Source organism: Deltaproteobacteria bacterium (assembly GCA_009692615.1).
Taxonomy (GTDB): Bacteria; Desulfobacterota; Binatia; order UBA9968; family UBA9968; genus DP-20.
In genome coordinates, this window is record SHYW01000002.1 from 19,973 (window position 1) to 37,589 (window position 17,617).

Below are 17,617 nucleotides of genomic sequence, written 5' to 3' on the forward strand. Positions count from 1 at the left end.
TTGCGGCAGCCAATCTCTTGGCAACGTCTACGGGAAGGACTCGACTTTCAAACCCAGCCGCGTAAATTCATCGGTCATGAACTTCATGCCGGCTTTGTCGGCGTCGGTGCCAGGGAAGCGGCCCCACCATTGTTTGTTGACGGTGTCGCGGTAGCGCAGCGCGATCTGCGACAAAGCGACGACATCTTTCTTCATGCGCGCGCCATCGATGTCCTTATAGATTTCCTGTCCCGGTTTGAGTGGAAATACCGGATAGTCTTTGTCGGCAAACAACTGCGAACCGTGATCCCGCGGCAGTCCAATGCCGTAAGTTTTTTCAGTCTTCGGTCCTTTGTCCATCTGCGACATGGCCGCGTTGCTCGACAATACGGCGATCATCAGGGCAAAGCTCGCAAGGATTCGCTGCATCGATATCGCTGGCTTTTTCATTTGATCGTTCCTCGATCCAAGAGTTTGTTATGGCATGTCGAGACAGTTAACTGGGATCAGGTACCGCAAAAAGTCCTGTAGCCTTCCTGTCCATCCGGCGCCGGTTCCCTGAACGCAGTAAACTCCGGTTGTTCGTCAAACGGTCGCGATAAAATTTTTAGCAGCGTTTCGAAGGGGGCGTAATCGCCGCGCTCCACGGCGGCGCTCAAGGCTTCTTCGACACGGTGATTGCGTGGAATGAATGCGGGACTGACGCGCCGCATCATCTGCGCGCGCTGCGCGGGTGTTATTTCTTCACGCGCCAGCCGCGCGTGCCAGTGTTCACTCCAGATATCGTAGGCGGACGCATTGGCGAACAGTGCGCGAATTTTTTCTTCGTCGCCTGAGACCGCTTCGGCGAGGTTACGGAACGCCAGTGTGTAATCAACTTCCTGGTTCCCCATCGCAGTGACAAATCCGGTGGCCAGGTTGAGATCGGCTTCGTCTTCAGTCACTAGTCCGAGTTTCGCGCGCATGCCTTGCAGCCACTGGCGTTCGTATTGTTGGGGAAAGGCGTTGATCACCTCGCTAGCCTGCGCAATGGCGCGGTTACTGTCGGCGTCGATCAACGCCAACAGCGTCTCGGCCAAGCGCGCGAGGTTCCATTGCGCGATGCTCGGCTGATTGCCGAAGGCGTAGCGGCCGCGGCTGTCGATGGAGCTAAAGACCGTCGCCGGATCGTAACGATTCATGAAGGCGCATGGGCCGTAGTCGATGGTCTCGCCGGAGATCGTCATGTTGTCGGTGTTCATCACGCCATGGATGAAGCCGACATGCATCCAGTTGGCGACGAGAGCGGCTTGTCTGTCGCATACGCAGGCGAGTAAGGCGAGGTAAGGACTCGCGTGGTTTTTCACTTCGGGATAATGGCGTCCGATCACATAATCGGCCAAGCGTTTCACCTTGTCCTGCTCACCACGGGCGGCGAATAACTGGAAAGTGCCGACGCGGATGTGGCTCGCCGCGACGCGCGTCAAAACCGCGCCCGGCAGCGCGGTCTCGCGAAAGATTTGTTCGCCCGTGGTCACCGCGGCGAGCGCGCGCGTAGTCGGGATGCCGAGCGCGTGCATCGCTTCGCCGATTAGATATTCACGCAGTACCGGTCCGAGCGCGGCGCGGCCGTCGCCATTGCGCGAGAAGGGAGTGGGACCGGAACCTTTGAGCTGAATATCGCGGCGCCGGCCGTTGCGGTCGATAACTTCGCCTAAGAGCAGCGCGCGGCCGTCGCCGAGCTGCGGCGAGAAGCCGCCGAACTGATGGCCAGCGTAGGCTTGGGCCAGCGGCAGCGCACCTGCGGGAGTTTCATTGCCGGAAAAAATTCGCGCGCCTTCGTCGGAATCGAGAGCAGCGGCATCGAGCGCCAACTCTTCGGCCAACGCGTAGTTGAGCTTCACTAACGTCGGCTGCGCCACCTGCGCAGCTTTCCACGGCATGTAGAAACCTTCGAGTTCGCGGGCGTAAGTATTGTCGAAAGTGAATCGCGCGGCAGCGGTGTTGTTTGGAATATACATCATGAATGCGACTTCCTTTAGGCCCGAAGATTTTTACCACGAAAAGCACGAAATACACGAAAATTAGTTCCGAGTCTTTTTCCCTCTTTCATGCCTTTCGTGTGTTTCGTGGTTCATGTCTTTATTCCGATCTCACCGCAGCCTCGGCACAGCGCTCGCCATCCATGGCCGCTGAGACGATGCCGCCAGCATAACCCGCGCCTTCGCCGCAGGGAAATAAATTCGCAATCTGTGGATGCTGTAAACTCACTTTGTCGCGGGGGATGCGCACTGGCGAAGAGGTGCGGCTTTCGACGCCGATGATCTGCGCGTCGTTGGTTAGGTAGCCTGGCATTTTTTGTCCGAAGCTTTGAAATCCCTGACGCAGCGCATCGGTGATAAATGGCGGCAGGAATGCGCGCATGTCCGCGGCAATTAGTCCGGGATGGTATGAGGTGTCGAGCGACGTGGAGGATTTTTTGTCGTTAACGAAATCGACCAAGCGCTGCGCCGGCGCGACTTGCGACTTGCCGGCGACGTCCCAAGCATTTCGTTCGACTTCCGCCTGAAACTCCATGGCGGCGAGAGCGCCGAAGCGCTGGAGATGCTGGTAATCGTTCTCATCGACGGCGACGACGATGCCGGAGTTGGCGAAGCGGGCATTTCTTTGCGACGGGCTCATGCCGTTGACGACCAACTCGCCCGGCGCAGTCGCCGCCGGCACGATGAAGCCGCCGGGGCACATGCAAAACGAGAAGACGCCTTTGGCTTTGCCATCGATCTTCGCCTGATGCACCAGCGCGTAGGCCGCGGCGGGTAAATACGCGCCGCGTTCGTCCTGGCAGTGGTATTGAATGCTGTCGATCAGGCTTTGCCGATGCTCCACGCGCGCACCTAAGGCAAATGGCTTCGCTTCGATAAGAATCTTTTTATCGTTCAGTAAGCGAAATATATCGCGAGCGGAGTGGCCGGTGGCTAAAATCGTTGCCCGCCCTTCGATGACATCGCCATGCTGGGTGCGCACGCCTTTGATTTTGTTGCCGTCGAGCACGAAGTCTGTCACGCGGGTTTCGAAATGGACTTCTCCGCCCGCCTGTTTGATACTCTCGCGCAGTTCGGCGACGAGTTTGGGTAATTTATTCGTGCCGATGTGCGGATGAGCGTCGAAAAGAATGTCTTCCTTGGCGCCGTGGGCGACCAATATTTCCATGATGCGCTGAACGTCGCCGCGTTTCTTAGAGCGTGTGTATAATTTACCGTCGGAGTAAGTGCCCGCGCCGCCTTCGCCGAAGCAATAGTTGGAGTCGGGATTGACGACCTGTTCTTTATTGATGGCGGCGAGATCGTAGCGGCGCGCTTGCACGTCCTTGCCGCGTTCGAGCACGATCGGTTTGTAGCCCAATTCAATCAACCTTAGCGCGGCAAACAAACCGGCCGGGCCGGAACCGATAATGACGATTGGCTCTTTGTTATGTACCGAAGGATAATCTTTGGTACGTCGCGGCGGTATGTTGGCGCGCTCGACGATTTCATACTGGACGCGGACAACGATGTTACGGCCGCGCGCATCCACCGAACGTTTCACTGGCACGACCACCCGATTGCCGGCGCGGGTAATCGCCAGCTTCTTATACAAAGCCGGTATGAACAAAGCCTCGTCAAAAGCTTCCGCCGGTGTCAGAACCAATTCTTTGATGTTCATATTCGGAAGGTTTTTATCCTTCAATTATTTGCCGTAACTCTCGTCTGCACCATAATGATAGCAGCAGATTCGCGATTCACGAAGAGCTTCGCTCGCGTTCACTCGGAGAGCGTTCTTATAGGCTTGCAGTGCGAGCCCGCACGGCTGTAGATTCCCGCCATGGTCAACCATTATGAAGTTGAAGAGCGAGATGTCGAGTATCAACACCTGGCGGGCAGGCCGTGGATGGCGCGCATCTATCAACCTCAAGGTAGCGGGCCGTTTCCAACTATTGTCGATATTCACGGCGGTGCCTGGCACAACGGCGATCGGCTGAACAACGCCGGTGTCGACCGCGCTCTGGCGGCGCGGGGCATCGTCGTGGCGGCGATCGAGTTCCGCCAGCCGCCCGAAGCGGATTATCCGGCTTCGATTTGCGACGTGAATTTAGCGGCCCGCTGGCTCAAGGCTCATGCGGCAGAGTTTAACGGCACGAGCAAAATCGGCGCCTACGGCAATTCCAGTGGCGGTCATCAAGTGGTGCTCAGCGCGCTGCGGCCGCGCCACGCGGCGTATTCATCGCTGCCGCTGGCGAATCATCCTGAGCTTGATGCGAGCATCGCTTACGTGATTGCGGCGTGGCCAGTGATCTGTCCATTGTATCGTTTTCGCTACGCCAAAGAGATCAACAACCAGGGACACATCCAGGCGCACATAGACTACTGGCGCACGGAAGCGGCGATGGCCGAAGGCAGTCCGCAGACGATTATTGATAGCGACGAGCGGATCGAATTGCCGCCGATTTTGTTCTTGCTCAAGGCCAACGACAAAAATCATCCGCTGGCAATGCAAGAGCAGTTCATCGCGTCCTATCGCAAACGCGGCGGACCGATCGACGTGCAGACTTTCGACGGCCTGCCGGAGCACCGCATGGTGCCATCGCCAAGCCAGCCGGAAACGATACGTTTCATCGACATCGTCAGTGCATTCATCTTTGCTCGATGCGTTTGACGATGGATGCGTCGAAGATCAAGTTCGGATCGGTTTGCTTGGCTTGGGGATATTGAAGCGAGAGAATATCCAAACCGCTCTTGATCACTGCCAGCGACGGCTGCGGTGACGCATCCATGGTATTCATCGTCGTCTGATAGGCTTCGTCGAGAACGTCGTCACTCGTGCCGCGCAGATATTTTTTCCAAACCGCTAGGCTCTTTTCCTTATTCGATCGGAACAGCGCGCGGCCTTCCAAGATGATTTTCAAAACCTTCTCGAGCAAATCGGGAGTCTTGCCGATGGTTTGGCGCAAGGTCGTCACCGTGTTGTAGGGATAAACGATGCCGACGGTTTCGTAATTGACCAGTTCGCGAAAGCCCAGCTTGCGCGCCAGCGCCACCTGCGGACCAGAAAATGACGCGCCGTCGACGACGCCGCGCGTGGCGCCGAAACCCCGCGTCGAGCGCTACGAGCGCGCCGAGTCCATCGGCTGGGCGCTGCCGATGGACGACACGAGCTTCCGCGTCTACGTCGCGGGCCGCGTGCGCGAGCTTGTGGCGCGCACATCGCGGGCTTATGATAAACCGTTGCTTTACAACGCTTCAAGGGGGATAGAATGAAACGGATCGTATCGTTGATGCTTGGCTTGGTGTTCTTGGGTGGTTGCGCCGTCGCTAGCCTGGATGACTACAAGGAGCTCATACTCCCCGCGAGCCCCGTGACGGGCGCCGGAAAAAAGAACCTGACCGTGATTTTCATCGGCGTCTCGACGCTGCTGTTCGATGATGGTGAGACGGCCTTCATGACGGATGGATACTTTTCCCGCGTTGCGTATAATTCTCTAGCCAGGATCGAACCGGATCGCGATCGGATTGCCCGATCCCTGCAGCGTGCCAGCGTGAAGTCGCTCGCGGCCGTCATACCGACGCATACGCACTTCGATCATGCGCTCGATTCCCCGATTGTGGCGCAGCAAACCGGGGCGCTGCTGGTGGGTTCCAACTCAACCGCGAACATCGGCCGGGGATATGGATTTCCGGAACCTCGCATACGGACGGTCAAGAACGGCGAATCGCTGAGCTTCGGCCGTTTCAAGGTCACATTCGTGACCTCTAGGCACCTGCCGATCGATTTTGCCCTGGGCGAAATCACGTCGCCGCTTTCGGTCCCCGCGAGAGCAAGCGACTTCAAGATGGGCGACGTCTACTCGCTGCTGGTCGAGCACGACGGCCGCACGTTGCTGATCCAGGGCGGCGCGGGCTTCACCCCTGGCGCGTTGAAAGGCCGCAAGGCCGACGTGGTGTATCTCGGGATAGGTGGCCTGGCGGAGCGCGATGACTCCTATCGGGATGCCTACTGGCGGGAAATCGTCCAGGCCGTGGGCGCGCGGCGGGTCGTGCCGATCCATTGGGACGACTTTTACGGATCTCTGGACCGGCCGCTGGTGCCGTTGCCGGGATTCGACCGGTCGATGGGATTCCTGCAGGCCCGCGGCAAGAAGGACGGCGTGGACATTCGCCTCCAGCTGGAATGGACGCCGGTTGACCCGTTTTCAGGTTTGCAGCGCTGAATGGCGCAAGCGCACGGCCACGGAGTTCTACGACTTCCTGTTCAACCAGTCCAAGCAAATCCAGGCGGTGCTAGACACCGCCGCCAACGCGATCACGATTTTTTGATGCCGCCGCGCGGTGATGATCAGTCAAGCACAACCGATACCTGACCGTGTTCTTTGCGAGTCGGCCTGACGGTGATCTCAGCGTCTTGGCCGAGCGCAATTAATTTGTGCCCACTTAATTTCGTGACCCGCAGTTCATCTGTTGCCCAGCTCTTTTAATGCATCCTTCAAATAACTCTGATCCACGTATCTTGCCGGACTTGGCAGCGGTCCCTTGAGTTGACCCTGCTCGCCGTAGATTTGTATCAGGGTCTTAACGCCCTCGGTATTGATATCCGAGTCCGGGTACCAAATTCGATTCGCTGTATAGTATTCCCATCCCTTACGGGCGTGCGCCGGTTTAAGCTTCATTTCCTTGGTTAGAAAATCAATCGCCGGCTCCTTGTTTTCAAACACCCAACGCATCGCCATAACCATGCCCTTGACGAAACGGATTAACAGAGGCCGGTTGGCTTCCGCCCAGGAGCGCCGCACCGTCATCGCGGTGAGCTGATAGTTCGGCAATACGTCTCGATACCAGCCGATCACATTGAATCCCGCTTCTTCAGCGGCAAAATTAAGCGGTATCGCGAGCGGTGCCGCCGCGATCTGGCCGCTCGATAGCGCCGCGAAAAGATCGGCGGTTCCACCGACGTTGACCAGCTTGTAATCGCGCGGATATTCCAGTCCCTTTGATTTTAACACCTGTTTCAAGGGGAACGTGATGCCTGAGGTCAGGCTCTGACCGCCGATCGTCGCGCCGCGTAAATCTTCATAGCGTTTATAATTTTTCCCACCCATGATCGCGTGAGAGAGACCGTTGATTAAACCCACCACCATCACCAGATCGATTCCGCGCTCGCTTACGTCCATCACCGCATCCGGAGTAGCGCCGCCAACGTAAACGGAGCCGGCGACAAGCGCTTGAACCGACGGAGGCGTACCACGCAGGAGAATCACCTGAGCATCCAGACCCTGCTGGTCGAAGAAGCCGTGTTTCCAGGCGACCCAAAGAGGCCCATACCCCAGGGTCTTACTGGACGCAGCAATCGGAAATTTCACTTTTTCCTGGGATCGACAGGGGAAAGACGAGAGCACTAAGAGCGAGGCTATAATGCTCAAGCTAACCCTAAGCCGGGATAATCTCATGTGGCACGCTCCCTCGACGAGAGATCGATTAGCGCGAAGCGCTTACTTGTTTGGCTGAGTATTAAGCGTTCAGTTTACGAGGCGGAGCATATTAGGCCGGCAATTGGAATGTCAAGCAATCATTTCCGTGGAAATGAAACAATTAGGAGCGCACTGACACTGGGTTCTGACATAACAATCTTTCTTCTCGGATCGACGGCGCGAGACCGAACGTGATTATAAAGTCTATTCGTCATTCGACTGAACAATTGCCCGAACGATTACGCATCAGGGCCGAAACGTGGGGCTGCTTGGTGCCGAGAATTGCGCCCGCTTCAACCTGTATGAGGCCGCAACTCATGATGATGCGGTAAATCGTCCGGAAAGCTCACCTACAGCCCGTAGAACCTGCGCGGATGATCTTCGACGATCTTGCGCGCCACCGCTGCCGGAATATCGCCGGTGGCGCCGCGCCGTTCGATCCCGTCTAACGCTTCGATCTCCGCCGACTGACCGGCGTGGCTGTAGTCGGTGCCGATCATCACGCTCTCTTCGGTGCCGTCGCGCGGGAGATAGGTGAAAAATTATTTTTTGTTAAGCGCATCGACAAAGCCGCTCTGCTCGATGCGTTTGACGATAGAAGCGTCGAAGATCAAGTTCGGGTCGGTTTGCTTGGCTTGGGGATATTGCAACGACAAAATATCCAAACCGCTCTTGATCACTGCTAGCGACGGCTGCGGTGACGCATCCATGGTATTCATCGTCGTCTGATAGGCTTCGTCGAGCACGTCATCACTCGTTCCGCGCAAGTATTTTTTCCAAACCGCTAGGCTCTTTTCTTTATTCGAGCGGAACAGCGCGCGGCCTTCGAGGATGATTTTCAAAACCTTATCGAGCAGATCGGGATTCTTGTTGATGGTTTGGCGCAAGGTCGTGACCGTGTTGTAGGGATAAACGATGCCGACGGTTTCGTAATTGACCAGTTCGCGAAAGCCCAGCTTGCGCGCCAGCGCCACCTGCGGACCAGAAAATGACGCGCCGTCGACGATGCCGCGCTCTAAAGCTTGCAGCGCCAGGGCGGGCTCGCCCACAGGTAAAATTTTCACGTCGCGATCGGGTACGAGGTTTAACTTGGCGCGTAACACGTAGCGCGCCATGATGTCGCCCAGGGCGCCGGGCCGGCCCGAGCCGATGGTTTTTCCCTTCAAGTCCTCGGCGCTTTTGATCTCTGGTTTCGTGAACAAAACTCCGGGAACTTTGCTGCTGAAGGTCAGAATAATCACCTGGTCTTTGACGCCGAGGATATGCGACGTGAGCGCGCCGGTGCCGCTGGCGATGACGATCAGCGCTTCGTTGCCGATCAATAATTGCTGCGGTCGGGCGCGCCCGGCATAGACCGCTTTCAAATCGATGCCATATTTCTTGCCGATACGATCTTCGACGCCGATCCACAGCGGCACGTAGTCGCCGGAAAAAGACGAGTAGCCGACGGTGACGCTTTCAAGTTGCGCGGCGTGGCTGTGCGCGGCGCAAATTATCAGCGTGGCGAATAACCCAGCGACAAGTTGCGCGCGCCGATGGTTAAACATTTTGGACTCCTCTCATGCAGGCTCAGCGAGTCTGGCCGTACAGTTGATCGATGGCGCCACTCTGTTCGAGCTCGCGGACGAAGCGGGCGTCGATGAATCCCTGCGGGTCGGCGCTCTTGGCGCGCGGGTCGCGCGCCGCGGCGAGGTCGAAGATGATCTGCACGGCGGCGGGTGTCGCGTAGGGAACCCTGGGAAACTGTTTGACGACGAAAGATTCGTAGGCGTCTTCCAACGCTTCGCGATCTTGGACGCGGAGATATTTCTGCATGATCTTCAACGCCGCTTCGCGGTTGGTCTTGGCGTAGTGGATCGCTTCGACGATGACGCGGATCATGCGCCGGACGGTGTCCTCGTTCGCTTTGACGTAGGCGCGCCGGGTCACCAGGCCGCCTTGTAAAAATGGAATACCAAGTTCCACACCGTCGGCCAAGACGCGAAATCCCATGCGCCGGGCTTGCACGGTCTGCGGCGAGTCGAGCACCGTGGCGTCGACTTTTTTCGCTTCCATGGCCGCCAGGCGAGTGGACGGACCGCCGCCGCCGGCCTGGATGATCTGCACGTCTTTATTCTCGTTGATGTTGAGCTTACGCAAAATTAATCGTAGTGCCCAGTCGGCGGCGGCGCCGAATCTGCTGATGGCGATCACTTTGCCGCGCAGATCCTCGGGGCGGCGAATTTCCGGGCGGGCGATCAGCTGATACGAATTCAGATTGCACCAGCCGGCGAGCATGACTAAATCCAGGCCGTTGAGATAAGGTCCGACGGCCAAGCCGCCGGACATGGTCGCCATGGGCGCCGCTCCGGCGGTGAGCGCTTGCACCGCCGGGGTGGAGTCGACATAGATCAATTCGGCATTCAAACCATGGCGCTCGAAGAGTCCGGCTTCGCGGGCGAACCAAGTGGCCGAGTTGGTCATCGTGAATTGGCTATAGATGACTTTAAGCCGCTCTTGAGCCTCAAGGCGCAGCGGAACGAAAGCGGCGAGCGCGCCAAGAATTGCGAACAGGTAAACTCGCTTATACCGACGACGGCATATGTTTCGTATGATCAGCGCGGCAGCGGAACTAGTTTCCACGCGTAGCTCCTGTAAGGATTTGACACCGGTCTACTCAAAGCTACGCGAGTTGCGCCTTGCGGGTCAAGAACTAAATCTCGGCGTGAACCGTTTGAAACTCGCGCTTAGCTGAAGTAAGCCAAACCAAGTGTTTGACGATAGCGCTCGGTGACTTCAGGCGACCGTGCCGAGCGAAATTTTTGGAGGCAAACGATGAAACTGATCGGATTGATCTCGCCCAATAGCAGCGACGAAACCTTGGCCGATGTTTATAAAATTTTTCCCGACGGGATTCGCATCGAAGCGCGTACGTTGCACGTGAGTAATTATACCGACGATGAGTTTGCGCGCGCGGAGCAAACCTTTGTCGGCCTGGTGCGCGACTTGGCGCGCCAACCGTTGGATTTTCTCATGGTCACCGGTGAGCTGTTTCTGTCCTACAAAGGGCCGGGCTCGGACCGGGCAATTTTAAATCTGGTCAAACAAGTGACGCCGACTCCTGCTTCCACCGTGCTCACGGCGGTGACGCGCGGCTGTCAGAAGGTCGGACTCAAGCGCGTGGTGATGGCTTCACCGTTTCCCGCCGATCAAGACGAGCGGCTGGTAAAATTTCTCGCCCATGACGGCATCGAAGTGGTGGCGTGGCGCGGCCTCGGTTGTCCCAACGCCGAAGTAATTTGGCAGTTGGCGCCGGAGAGCGGTTATGATTTGTCGATGGAGCTGTTGCGCGAACATCCCGACGTCGACGGCGTCTACATGCCGTGCAATAAGTGGCGCACCGCGTCGGTCATCGAGCGCATTGAAAAAGATAGCGGCAAGCCGGTGGTGACCAACACCCAAGCGTGGACCTGGGAAGCGCTGCGGGCGATGGGGATGAAAGAAGCGATCCCCGGTTATGGCCACCTGTTAAATTCGTGATCTGGTTTTAACATCCCCCTTTTGAAAAAGGGGGACCAGCCTAGCGCTCGGCTGCGTCGATCGATCTCAAAACACGCCGGCATCGAGCAACTGGTAGACGATATCTTTCAACGATCCGTCGATGGTGTCGAGGCGAGTGACGGCGGGGCCGCCGGCGAGAGAGTTCAAAATCTCTGGCAGGTCTTCTTTTTTGACGCCGGCGTACCAGTTTTTTTGCGGGTGGACGACGATGTTGGGGCCGAAGTCGCAGCCGCCAAAGCAGATGTACGGTTTCACTTCCGCGTCTATCGATTTCGCCGCGACTTGGGCGGTGAGTTCTTTCATGAGCTCTTCGGAGCCCCGTTGTTGGCAGTCGATGTTTTGGCAGACAAAGCAATTTTGTTTCATCGCGGTGAGTTCCTTTACAATTTAGAAAATTTAATTAGTGCACGCCCAGGCCGCTGGCTTGGGCGACAATGGCGTCGACGCTCTGATCCAAATCGAGCTTGCGGTTGATGCGCGCGTCGTCGCGCTCGGCCACCAGGGCGTAAACTTCGATGCGGTTGCCTTCGGGATCGAGAAAATAGCATGAGACGGTGTTGCCAAACTCGGTGTAGGCGTGGCTGACGCAGTGGTCGATGGGCACGCCCTGGGCTTTGAACTTGTCGTAGAATTCTTTGACTTCGGACGGCTTGTCGACTTTCCAGGCGATATGAGCGATCAGCTTGGCTTGTCCCTCGCGTCCAGTGGTGAGGGCGAGTTCGTGATCTTCCTTGCTTGGGTCGGAGGTGAGAAACACCATGCGTCCAGCGTTTACACGATACTTCACCAGTCCCAGCACCTCGGTGTAGAAATTGACCATTTTGTCGAGATCGTTGACGTACAATACGATGTGACTCAGTCCTTTGATGGTTGGCATAGCTGCCTCCTTAAATCTGTTCGGCTGGTTGTGAACCTACCCGATTCAAAGGTTTTATGTCAACTTGGCCGATCAATAACAACAAGCTGAGGGGCGGAAAAATTAACATGAAGCGAAGATCAGCAGTAAAAATTAAGCGGGTTACTTCCCTGGCGGAGCTGGTGCAGGCGCTGACCATCCGTATCCGCGTGTTCGTCAAAGAGCAGCGCGTGCCGGCGGAGATCGAGCTCGATGCTGAAGATCGGCACGCGATTCATTTCCTGGCGATTCAATCTGGCAGAGCGGTGGGGACGGCGCGCATCGTGATGAAATATGATAGCGCCAAGATCGGCCGCATGGCGGTGTTGAAAAGTTATCGGCGCAAAGGCGTGGGCGCGCAGTTGCTCAAGCATGCGCTGACGACGGCGCAGAGATTACATGCGCGAAAAATTTATCTCAACGCGCAATTAGCGGTGATCGGCTTTTACCAGCGAATGGGTTTTCGCGCCGTCGGAAAAGTCTTCGATGAAGCCGGCATTGCCCATCGCAAAATGGTTTTCGGAGGGGGAGTTAACCACAAAGGGCACTAAGTAAGAATTCATGGATTCGGAGAATGGCCGCAAAAAGCGCAAAGGGCGCAAAAACGATTCGCCAATTGTTCTGTCTTTCCATTAGTTCCGGCATTACGATACAGTCCGGTCATCACTCAAGCGTAGATTGGAGGCTGCGATGGAACCGATTGCAAACAATATTCTTCAAGATGCCAACGCCAAAAGCCGACGGCTCAGAGAATTGGTCCGCGCGCCGGAGATTCTCGTCATGCCCGGCGCCTACGATGTGCTGAGCGCGCTGCTGTTTCAGCAGTTGGGCTTTCAAGCGATTCAATGCACCAGCGGCGGCATCGCCGCGGCGCTGGGTTATCCCGACGGCGAGGCGATGAGCCGGGACTTGTTCATTCAATTGACTGCGAGCTTCGCCGCCGCCGTGTCGGTGCCGGTCAATGCCGACGGCGAAAAGGGTTACGGCGATGAAGAAGGCGTGAAGGAAACCGTCCGATCGCTGGTCGCCGCCGGTGTGGCTGGAATGAATTTGGAAGACAGCATCGCCAAAGGCGGCAGCGGACTGGTCGAGCTTTCGCAGCAACTGCGCAAGATTAAATCCGTCATGGATGCCAAGCGCGAGCTCGGCAGCGAGTTTTTTCTCAACGCGCGGGTCGATTCGTTTCACGTTTTTACGAACGATCCTAAGAAAGCGCTCGATGAAGCGCTTCGCCGCGGCAACGCTTACGCTGAGGCGGGCGGCGACTGCATTTTTTATTTAGGTCTTCATTCCGCAGATACCATCCGGACAGTCGCTAGAGAAGTGAAGGCGCCGATCAGTATTCTCGCCGGGCCGCAGTCGCCGAGCGTGAGCGAGTTGCAAGACTTGGGCGTGGCGCGGGTGAGCTACGGTTCAGGCTTCATGAAGGCGGCGATCACCGGGACTAAGAAATTGGCCCAAGAGATTTTGGAAAAGGGTACATGCAGTCTGTTGAAAGACGGCGTGCAGACGCCGGAGATCAATGCGCTGGTGGCGAAAAAGAAATAAGCGACTGCGATGAACACTGGATCTCAGGTCGTGTCGCTGCACATCGCACCGATCGCGGCCGCGCCGATGCAAGCGGTTGACGCCGTCAATGCCGTCGCCGGCCGCGGTCTCGAAGGCGACCGCTACTTCAACAATTGTGGAACCTATTCGGATCATCCGGGTGACGGGCGGCATGTGACGTTGATCGAGGTTGAAGCCATCGCCGCGCTTGAGCGTGAATATCAGATCGAAATCGCTCCCGGCTTGGCACGGCGCAACGTTGTCACCCGCGGCGTGGCGCTCAATCATTTGATTGGTCGCGATTTCAACGTTGGCGCAGCGATCCTGCGCGGCACGCGGCTGTGCGAACCCTGCCTGCATTTAGATAATCTCAGTCGCAAAGGCGCCATGCGCGGTTTGATCCATCGCGGCGGATTGCGCGCGGAGATTATTTCCGGCGGCGTCATTCGTGTTGGCGAGCCGATTCTCGCGGCGCAAGATTAGCCTCACGACCACGGTTTTGTCATGACGATTGGCGCGTTGATTCTGGTTCTGGTTGCCGCGGTGATCCACGCCACCTGGAATCTGCTCAACAAGCAGGCGAGCGGCCATCCGACGTTTACTTGGCTGGTCGCGGTGCTGTCGGCGATGTTTTACGCGCCGGCTACTATCGCCATCATTGAAATCTGGCAAATCAAAATCGGCTTCGTCGAAGTCGGCAAGATAGCCGGAAGCGCGGCGCTGCACACGGCTTATTTCGTCCTGCTCCATCAAGGCTACCGCTCCGGCGATCTGTCGTTGGTCTACCCGATTGCGCGCGGCAGCGGGCCGCTGCTGGCAACCATCGCGGCGATTGTTTTTCTCGGCGAGCGGCCGTCGCCGGTTGCGCTCCTTGGCGTATTGCTGATCATCGGCGGCGTGTTCGTTCTATCCGGCAATCTCACGCGATTGCGTCAGGGGGAACATCGCTCGGCGGTCGGTTACGCGTTGATCACCGGATTATTCATTGCTGCTTATACTTTGTGGGACAAGCAGGCGGTGAGTCGTTTTGCCATCGCGCCAATCGTTTTGGACTGGGGCGCCAACGTCGGCCGCGCGGTGTTTCTTACGCCCTACGCGCTGAAATATTCCGACGATGCGATCAACGAGTGGCGCGAACATAAGTTCGAAGCGATCGCCATCGCGATCCTGATTCCCCTCGCCTACATTCTCGTGCTCACGGCGATGCGTTTTACGCCGGTGAGCTACGTCGCCCCGGCGCGCGAGATTAGTATTCTGATCGCCACGGTGATGGGCGCGCGACTTTTAGCCGAAGGCGATGCACCTCGGCGCGTGGCGGCGGCCTGCGCGATGGTGTTGGGCGTGGTGGCGTTGGCGGTTGGATGAAGTTCAAACCGGTCAAGCCGTTCGGCTCGGAGCTGCGATGAACGCTAAAGATGAATCGTTTAAAGATTACGTGGTCGATCAACTTCACCAATTGAACGAAGTCGAAGCGCGCCGCATGTTCGGTGGATTTGGCTTGTATCAAGACGAAACTTTCTTCGGCATCGTTCACAAAGGCAAGCTGTTTTTCAAGATCGACGAATCTACTGTCGGCGAATATCGTAAGCGAAAGATGAAACCGTTCTGGCCCAACCGGAAGCAGACGCTCAAGAGTTACTACCAAGTTCCGGCGGATGTTATCGAGGACGCGGACGCGTTATGCGCGTGGGCTGGGTGGGCGGTGAGATGTCAACGCAAGGGGGAAATAGATCGCATTACATATTGAGCGGTTGAGAATGTATCGGACATCTTTGAAAACTACCGCCAACACGGGGAAGATCAATTTACGCAACCTTTGTAATCCCGACAAAAATGGATTCACGGGGTGCGAAGGACCGAGCTGTTTGTAAGTGTGACGCGAAACCTAGTTTCGTATTTAAATAAACACCATGAATAAACGATCCAGTCTGACGCGTCGGTTTTATTTTTGCCGATCTTAGCTGATAATAGAGTCTTGCTATGAGCAAGGTCGCGGTAAAATCTGATTTAATCAGCTGGGCGCGCGAGCGGTCAGGTGTCGCAAGCGATGAATTGTTAAAACGCTTTCCGAAGTATCGAGAATGGGAAAGCGGCGCGGCGCAGCCTACCCTGCGCCAGCTCGAAGCGTTGGCCAAGACCACTTTTACGCCGTTAGGATATTTTTTTCTCCCCGAACCGCCTGAGGATCGCTTACCCATCCCGGATTTTCGCACATTGCCTGGCGCCCAACCGAAACGTCCAAGTCCGAATCTTCTTGAGACTATTCAAACAATGCAACAGCGCCAAGGCTGGATGCGAGATTTCTTGAGAGAACAGGGGCAGGAGCCTCTGGCGTTTGTTGGTAGCGTCTCATTGGGGGTCGATCTGAACGAACTTGCTGCCGGGATTCGTGCGGCTCTTTCCTTGTCGAACGACTGGGCGCACCGCGAATCGAATTGGACGGAAGCATTGAAAACGTTACGGGAAGCAACCGAAGACGCGGGCATCTTAGTCGTGATCAACGGGGTCGTCGGCAACAACAACCGTCGCAAACTGGATCGAAGTGAGTTTCAAGGATTCGTTTTGACCGATGAGTACGCGCCATTGATTTTTATCAATGGGGCGGATTTCAAAGCGGCGCAAATGTTTACCCTCGCACATGAACTAGCGCATTTGTGGCTTGGACGCGGCGGGGTTTTCAGCTTTGAAGAAATGCAGCCTGTTAACAACGAGGTTGAAGTAATCTGCAACCGCGCGGCAGCGGAATTCTTAGTGCCGGCGGCGCAGTTGCAATCCGTTTGGCAGGAATCTCAAGAAACCGACGAACCGTTTCAGTTTCTCGCCAGGCATTTTAAGGTTAGTCCAATCGTTGCCGCGCGCCGCGCGCTTGACCTTCAGCTCATGAGCCGCCCAGAATTTTTTGAATTCTATCACGCGTACGAGGAAGATGATCGCCGTCAGAAGCAGACGAGCAGCGGTGGTGACTTTTATGCTACGCAGGGAACGCGGATCGGTGAAAGATTTGCGAACACGGTCATTCGTGCGGTAATAGAGGGACACCTGCTATTTCGAGACGCCTATCGGCTAACGGGTTTATATGGCAAAACCTTTGACCGCTACGCCGACTATCTTGGGTTTCGCCTTTAGACATGCCTCCTGACAGGAAATATTTATTAGACTCGAATGTCTTTACCCAAGCGAAGCGGCGCTACTATGCGTTCGACATCTGTCCTGGGTTCTGGGAGTGTCTCATTTGGCACCATCAAGGAGCAATGGTGCAGAGCATTGACCGCGTGAAAGAGGAACTGGAGCGAGGCGGCGATGAACTGAATGATTGGGTTCAGGCAACAATGCCAGCATCTTTTTTTGCTTCGTCCGATGACGTGGGGGTGATCGAGCAATATTCGCATATTCAGCTCTGGGCGCGTCAACAAGGACAGTTCACAGAATCTGCAAAAGCTGAGTTTGCCGCGAAAGCCGATGCGTGGTTGATTGCGTACGCGAAAGCTAAACATCTTGTGCTTGTTACACACGAGGTTTTTGATCCGCATATTCAAAGAAAGATTCCAATGCCGAATGTTTGTGAAGTCTTTAATGTTGTTCATATCGATACATTCGCGATGCTCCGAGAGTTGGTAGCTCAGTTTCACTGGCAAAAGCCAACACAGTAAAAATCCATGGTCGAGCCCAGACTCCTTATTTTGGGGAAGGCCCAAACTTTAAATAAGGCTGCTAGCTAACTAGGATTCAACCAACAGTTCGTACCACGAGTCCGAAGCGATCTTTATTTGATCGCTACCTGATGGATTAGGGGTTAGGGGCTCTTTTCGGCGGGACGCTGTAGAGCTTTTCTGGTGGGTTGAAGAAGTGATCCATGACCAGCCACAGGCTTCGTGAGTGGTGGAAAAACAGCAAGGGAAAGATTACCGCGAAGGGTACCCAAAGAGCGAGCTGCTGGTTGATCGTGATGTTGGTGAAAGTGTCGAGGAGGAAGAATCCAGGGACGGCGATGCCGACCGTGGCGGTGTAGTTGATGTAGATGGCGCCGATGAAGTAGCCCTGTTCGCGTTCGAACTTGAGCGCACAATTGCCGCAATGCTCGGTCATCTTGAACGGCTTGCCATACAAATTGCCAACGCCGCAGCGCGGGCAGCGCAGGCGCAGACCGTGGGCGAGCATGGTGAAGATTCTTGCCATGC

Annotated in this window: 22 protein-coding genes; 11 read left to right on the plus strand and 11 right to left on the minus strand. The window is 56.2% G+C overall.

Translation table 11 applies throughout. The features are described from left to right. Nucleotides 1-27: 27 nt before the first annotated feature. From EXR70_00615 to EXR70_00625, 3 genes are all read right to left on the minus strand, one after another. Nucleotides 28-429, minus strand: coding sequence for a hypothetical protein (locus EXR70_00615; GenBank protein ID MSP36975.1), 402 nt, complete (start codon nt 427-429; stop codon nt 28-30). Nucleotides 430-485: 56 nt separating this feature from the next. Continuing rightward, nucleotides 486-1,982: a YdiU family protein gene (locus tag EXR70_00620; GenBank protein MSP36976.1), complete on the minus strand. Its 1,497-nt coding sequence runs from the start codon at nt 1,980-1,982 to the stop codon at nt 486-488. A gap of 118 nt (nt 1,983-2,100) precedes the next feature. Beyond that, nucleotides 2,101-3,660: an FAD-binding protein gene (locus EXR70_00625; GenBank protein MSP36977.1), complete on the minus strand. Its 1,560-nt coding sequence runs from the start codon at nt 3,658-3,660 to the stop codon at nt 2,101-2,103. Between the two features lie 159 nt (nt 3,661-3,819). On the opposite strand from EXR70_00625, the gene EXR70_00630 reads away from it, so the two are divergent. After that, nucleotides 3,820-4,650, plus strand: coding sequence for an alpha/beta hydrolase (locus tag EXR70_00630; protein MSP36978.1), 831 nt, complete (start codon nt 3,820-3,822; stop codon nt 4,648-4,650). On the opposite strand, the gene EXR70_00635 is transcribed toward EXR70_00630, so the two are convergent. Continuing rightward, nucleotides 4,628-5,032, minus strand: coding sequence for a hypothetical protein (locus EXR70_00635; GenBank protein ID MSP36979.1), 405 nt, complete (start codon nt 5,030-5,032; stop codon nt 4,628-4,630). The genes EXR70_00630 and EXR70_00635 overlap by 23 nt on opposite strands. Between EXR70_00635 and EXR70_00640 the strand changes: the two genes are divergently transcribed. After that, nucleotides 5,016-5,252: a hypothetical protein gene (locus EXR70_00640; GenBank protein ID MSP36980.1), complete on the plus strand. Its 237-nt coding sequence runs from the start codon at nt 5,016-5,018 to the stop codon at nt 5,250-5,252. The two genes, EXR70_00635 and EXR70_00640, sit on opposite strands and share 17 nt — an antisense overlap. Continuing rightward, on the plus strand, nt 5,249-6,202 hold the full coding sequence (locus tag EXR70_00645) for an MBL fold metallo-hydrolase (GenBank protein MSP36981.1): 954 nt from the start codon (nt 5,249-5,251) through the stop codon (nt 6,200-6,202). The genes EXR70_00640 and EXR70_00645 overlap by 4 nt, the downstream gene beginning before the upstream one ends. Nucleotides 6,203-6,442: 240 nt before the next feature. Here the strand turns inward: EXR70_00645 and EXR70_00650 are convergent, their stop codons facing one another. The 4 genes from EXR70_00650 to EXR70_00665 form a co-directional block, all read right to left on the minus strand. After that, nucleotides 6,443-7,435: an ABC transporter substrate-binding protein gene (locus EXR70_00650; protein MSP36982.1), complete on the minus strand. Its 993-nt coding sequence runs from the start codon at nt 7,433-7,435 to the stop codon at nt 6,443-6,445. A 232-nt stretch (nt 7,436-7,667) separates the two neighbouring features. After that, nucleotides 7,668-7,775: a hypothetical protein gene (locus EXR70_00655; protein ID MSP36983.1), complete on the minus strand. Its 108-nt coding sequence runs from the start codon at nt 7,773-7,775 to the stop codon at nt 7,668-7,670. Between the two features lie 223 nt (nt 7,776-7,998). Next, a complete protein-coding gene (locus tag EXR70_00660) occupies nt 7,999-9,003 on the minus strand; it encodes an ABC transporter substrate-binding protein (protein ID MSP36984.1) in 1,005 nt (334 codons plus the stop codon). A 22-nt stretch (nt 9,004-9,025) separates the two neighbouring features. Further along, complete coding sequence (locus tag EXR70_00665) at nt 9,026-10,078, minus strand: ABC transporter substrate-binding protein (GenBank protein ID MSP36985.1); 1,053 nt, start codon at nt 10,076-10,078, stop codon at nt 9,026-9,028. 192 nt (nt 10,079-10,270) lie between these two features. Here EXR70_00665 and EXR70_00670 point away from each other — a divergent pair, with 192 nt between their 5' ends. Further along, nucleotides 10,271-10,975: a hypothetical protein gene (locus EXR70_00670; GenBank protein MSP36986.1), complete on the plus strand. Its 705-nt coding sequence runs from the start codon at nt 10,271-10,273 to the stop codon at nt 10,973-10,975. Nucleotides 10,976-11,041: 66 nt separating this feature from the next. Here EXR70_00670 and EXR70_00675 read toward each other — a convergent pair whose 3' ends face one another. Together EXR70_00675 and EXR70_00680 are read right to left on the minus strand one after the other, a co-directional pair. Continuing rightward, on the minus strand, nt 11,042-11,362 hold the full coding sequence (locus EXR70_00675; protein ID MSP36987.1) for a (2Fe-2S) ferredoxin domain-containing protein: 321 nt from the start codon (nt 11,360-11,362) through the stop codon (nt 11,042-11,044). A 34-nt stretch (nt 11,363-11,396) separates the two neighbouring features. Further along, nucleotides 11,397-11,873 carry a glyoxalase gene (locus EXR70_00680; GenBank protein ID MSP36988.1) on the minus strand — a complete coding sequence of 159 codons (477 nt, stop codon included), beginning with the start codon at nt 11,871-11,873 and terminating at the stop codon, nt 11,397-11,399. Nucleotides 11,874-11,980: 107 nt separating this feature from the next. Here EXR70_00680 and EXR70_00685 point away from each other — a divergent pair, with 107 nt between their 5' ends. The 7 genes from EXR70_00685 to EXR70_00715 all read left to right on the plus strand — a co-directional run bounded on the left by EXR70_00685 (nt 11,981) and on the right by EXR70_00715 (nt 17,089). Then, nucleotides 11,981-12,442, plus strand: coding sequence for a GNAT family N-acetyltransferase (locus EXR70_00685; GenBank protein ID MSP36989.1), 462 nt, complete (start codon nt 11,981-11,983; stop codon nt 12,440-12,442). Nucleotides 12,443-12,581: 139 nt separating this feature from the next. After that, nucleotides 12,582-13,439 carry an isocitrate lyase/phosphoenolpyruvate mutase family protein gene (locus tag EXR70_00690; GenBank protein ID MSP36990.1) on the plus strand — a complete coding sequence of 286 codons (858 nt, stop codon included), beginning with the start codon at nt 12,582-12,584 and terminating at the stop codon, nt 13,437-13,439. Nucleotides 13,440-13,448: 9 nt separating this feature from the next. Further along, the gene (locus tag EXR70_00695; protein ID MSP36991.1) at nt 13,449-13,922 is read left to right on the plus strand and encodes an MOSC domain-containing protein; all 474 of its coding nucleotides are present in this window, start codon (nt 13,449-13,451) and stop codon (nt 13,920-13,922) included. 21 nt (nt 13,923-13,943) lie between these two features. Continuing rightward, on the plus strand, nt 13,944-14,804 hold the full coding sequence (locus EXR70_00700; protein MSP36992.1) for an EamA family transporter: 861 nt from the start codon (nt 13,944-13,946) through the stop codon (nt 14,802-14,804). Further along, nucleotides 14,737-15,186 carry a TfoX family protein gene (locus EXR70_00705; protein MSP36993.1) on the plus strand — a complete coding sequence of 150 codons (450 nt, stop codon included), beginning with the start codon at nt 14,737-14,739 and terminating at the stop codon, nt 15,184-15,186. Before EXR70_00700 ends, EXR70_00705 begins: the two co-directional genes overlap by 68 nt. A 233-nt stretch (nt 15,187-15,419) precedes the next feature. Continuing rightward, nucleotides 15,420-16,565 carry an ImmA/IrrE family metallo-endopeptidase gene (locus EXR70_00710; protein MSP36994.1) on the plus strand — a complete coding sequence of 382 codons (1,146 nt, stop codon included), beginning with the start codon at nt 15,420-15,422 and terminating at the stop codon, nt 16,563-16,565. A gap of 2 nt (nt 16,566-16,567) precedes the next feature. Continuing rightward, nucleotides 16,568-17,089, plus strand: a complete 522-nt coding sequence (locus EXR70_00715) for a DUF4411 family protein (GenBank protein ID MSP36995.1) — start codon at nt 16,568-16,570, stop codon at nt 17,087-17,089. Between the two features lie 136 nt (nt 17,090-17,225). Here EXR70_00715 and EXR70_00720 read toward each other — a convergent pair whose 3' ends face one another. After that, a complete protein-coding gene (locus EXR70_00720; protein ID MSP36996.1) occupies nt 17,226-17,615 on the minus strand; it encodes a DUF983 domain-containing protein in 390 nt (129 codons plus the stop codon). Nucleotides 17,616-17,617 lie beyond the last annotated feature (2 nt).

Bases quoted from the DNA above. Each gene is read 5' to 3' on its own strand.
- EXR70_00615 (MSP36975.1), bottom strand. From the start codon at position 429: ATGAAAAAGCCAGCGATATCGATGCAGCGAATCCTTGCGAGCTTTGCC.
- EXR70_00620 (MSP36976.1), bottom strand. From the start codon at position 1,982: ATGATGTATATTCCAAACAACACCGCTGCCGCGCGATTCACTTTCGAC.
- EXR70_00625 (MSP36977.1), bottom strand. From the start codon at position 3,660: ATGAACATCAAAGAATTGGTTCTGACACCGGCGGAAGCTTTTGACGAG.
- EXR70_00630 (MSP36978.1), top strand. From the start codon at position 3,820: ATGGTCAACCATTATGAAGTTGAAGAGCGAGATGTCGAGTATCAACAC.
- EXR70_00645 (MSP36981.1), top strand. From the start codon at position 5,249: ATGAAACGGATCGTATCGTTGATGCTTGGCTTGGTGTTCTTGGGTGGT.
- EXR70_00650 (MSP36982.1), bottom strand. From the start codon at position 7,435: ATGAGATTATCCCGGCTTAGGGTTAGCTTGAGCATTATAGCCTCGCTC.
- EXR70_00655 (MSP36983.1), bottom strand. From the start codon at position 7,775: ATGAGTTGCGGCCTCATACAGGTTGAAGCGGGCGCAATTCTCGGCACC.
- EXR70_00660 (MSP36984.1), bottom strand. From the start codon at position 9,003: ATGTTTAACCATCGGCGCGCGCAACTTGTCGCTGGGTTATTCGCCACG.
- EXR70_00670 (MSP36986.1), top strand. From the start codon at position 10,271: ATGAAACTGATCGGATTGATCTCGCCCAATAGCAGCGACGAAACCTTG.
- EXR70_00675 (MSP36987.1), bottom strand. From the start codon at position 11,362: ATGAAACAAAATTGCTTTGTCTGCCAAAACATCGACTGCCAACAACGG.
- EXR70_00680 (MSP36988.1), bottom strand. From the start codon at position 11,873: ATGCCAACCATCAAAGGACTGAGTCACATCGTATTGTACGTCAACGAT.
- EXR70_00685 (MSP36989.1), top strand. From the start codon at position 11,981: ATGAAGCGAAGATCAGCAGTAAAAATTAAGCGGGTTACTTCCCTGGCG.
- EXR70_00690 (MSP36990.1), top strand. From the start codon at position 12,582: ATGGAACCGATTGCAAACAATATTCTTCAAGATGCCAACGCCAAAAGC.
- EXR70_00695 (MSP36991.1), top strand. From the start codon at position 13,449: ATGAACACTGGATCTCAGGTCGTGTCGCTGCACATCGCACCGATCGCG.
- EXR70_00700 (MSP36992.1), top strand. From the start codon at position 13,944: ATGACGATTGGCGCGTTGATTCTGGTTCTGGTTGCCGCGGTGATCCAC.
- EXR70_00705 (MSP36993.1), top strand. From the start codon at position 14,737: ATGCACCTCGGCGCGTGGCGGCGGCCTGCGCGATGGTGTTGGGCGTGG.
- EXR70_00710 (MSP36994.1), top strand. From the start codon at position 15,420: ATGAGCAAGGTCGCGGTAAAATCTGATTTAATCAGCTGGGCGCGCGAG.
- EXR70_00715 (MSP36995.1), top strand. From the start codon at position 16,568: ATGCCTCCTGACAGGAAATATTTATTAGACTCGAATGTCTTTACCCAA.
- EXR70_00720 (MSP36996.1), bottom strand. From the start codon at position 17,615: ATGGCAAGAATCTTCACCATGCTCGCCCACGGTCTGCGCCTGCGCTGC.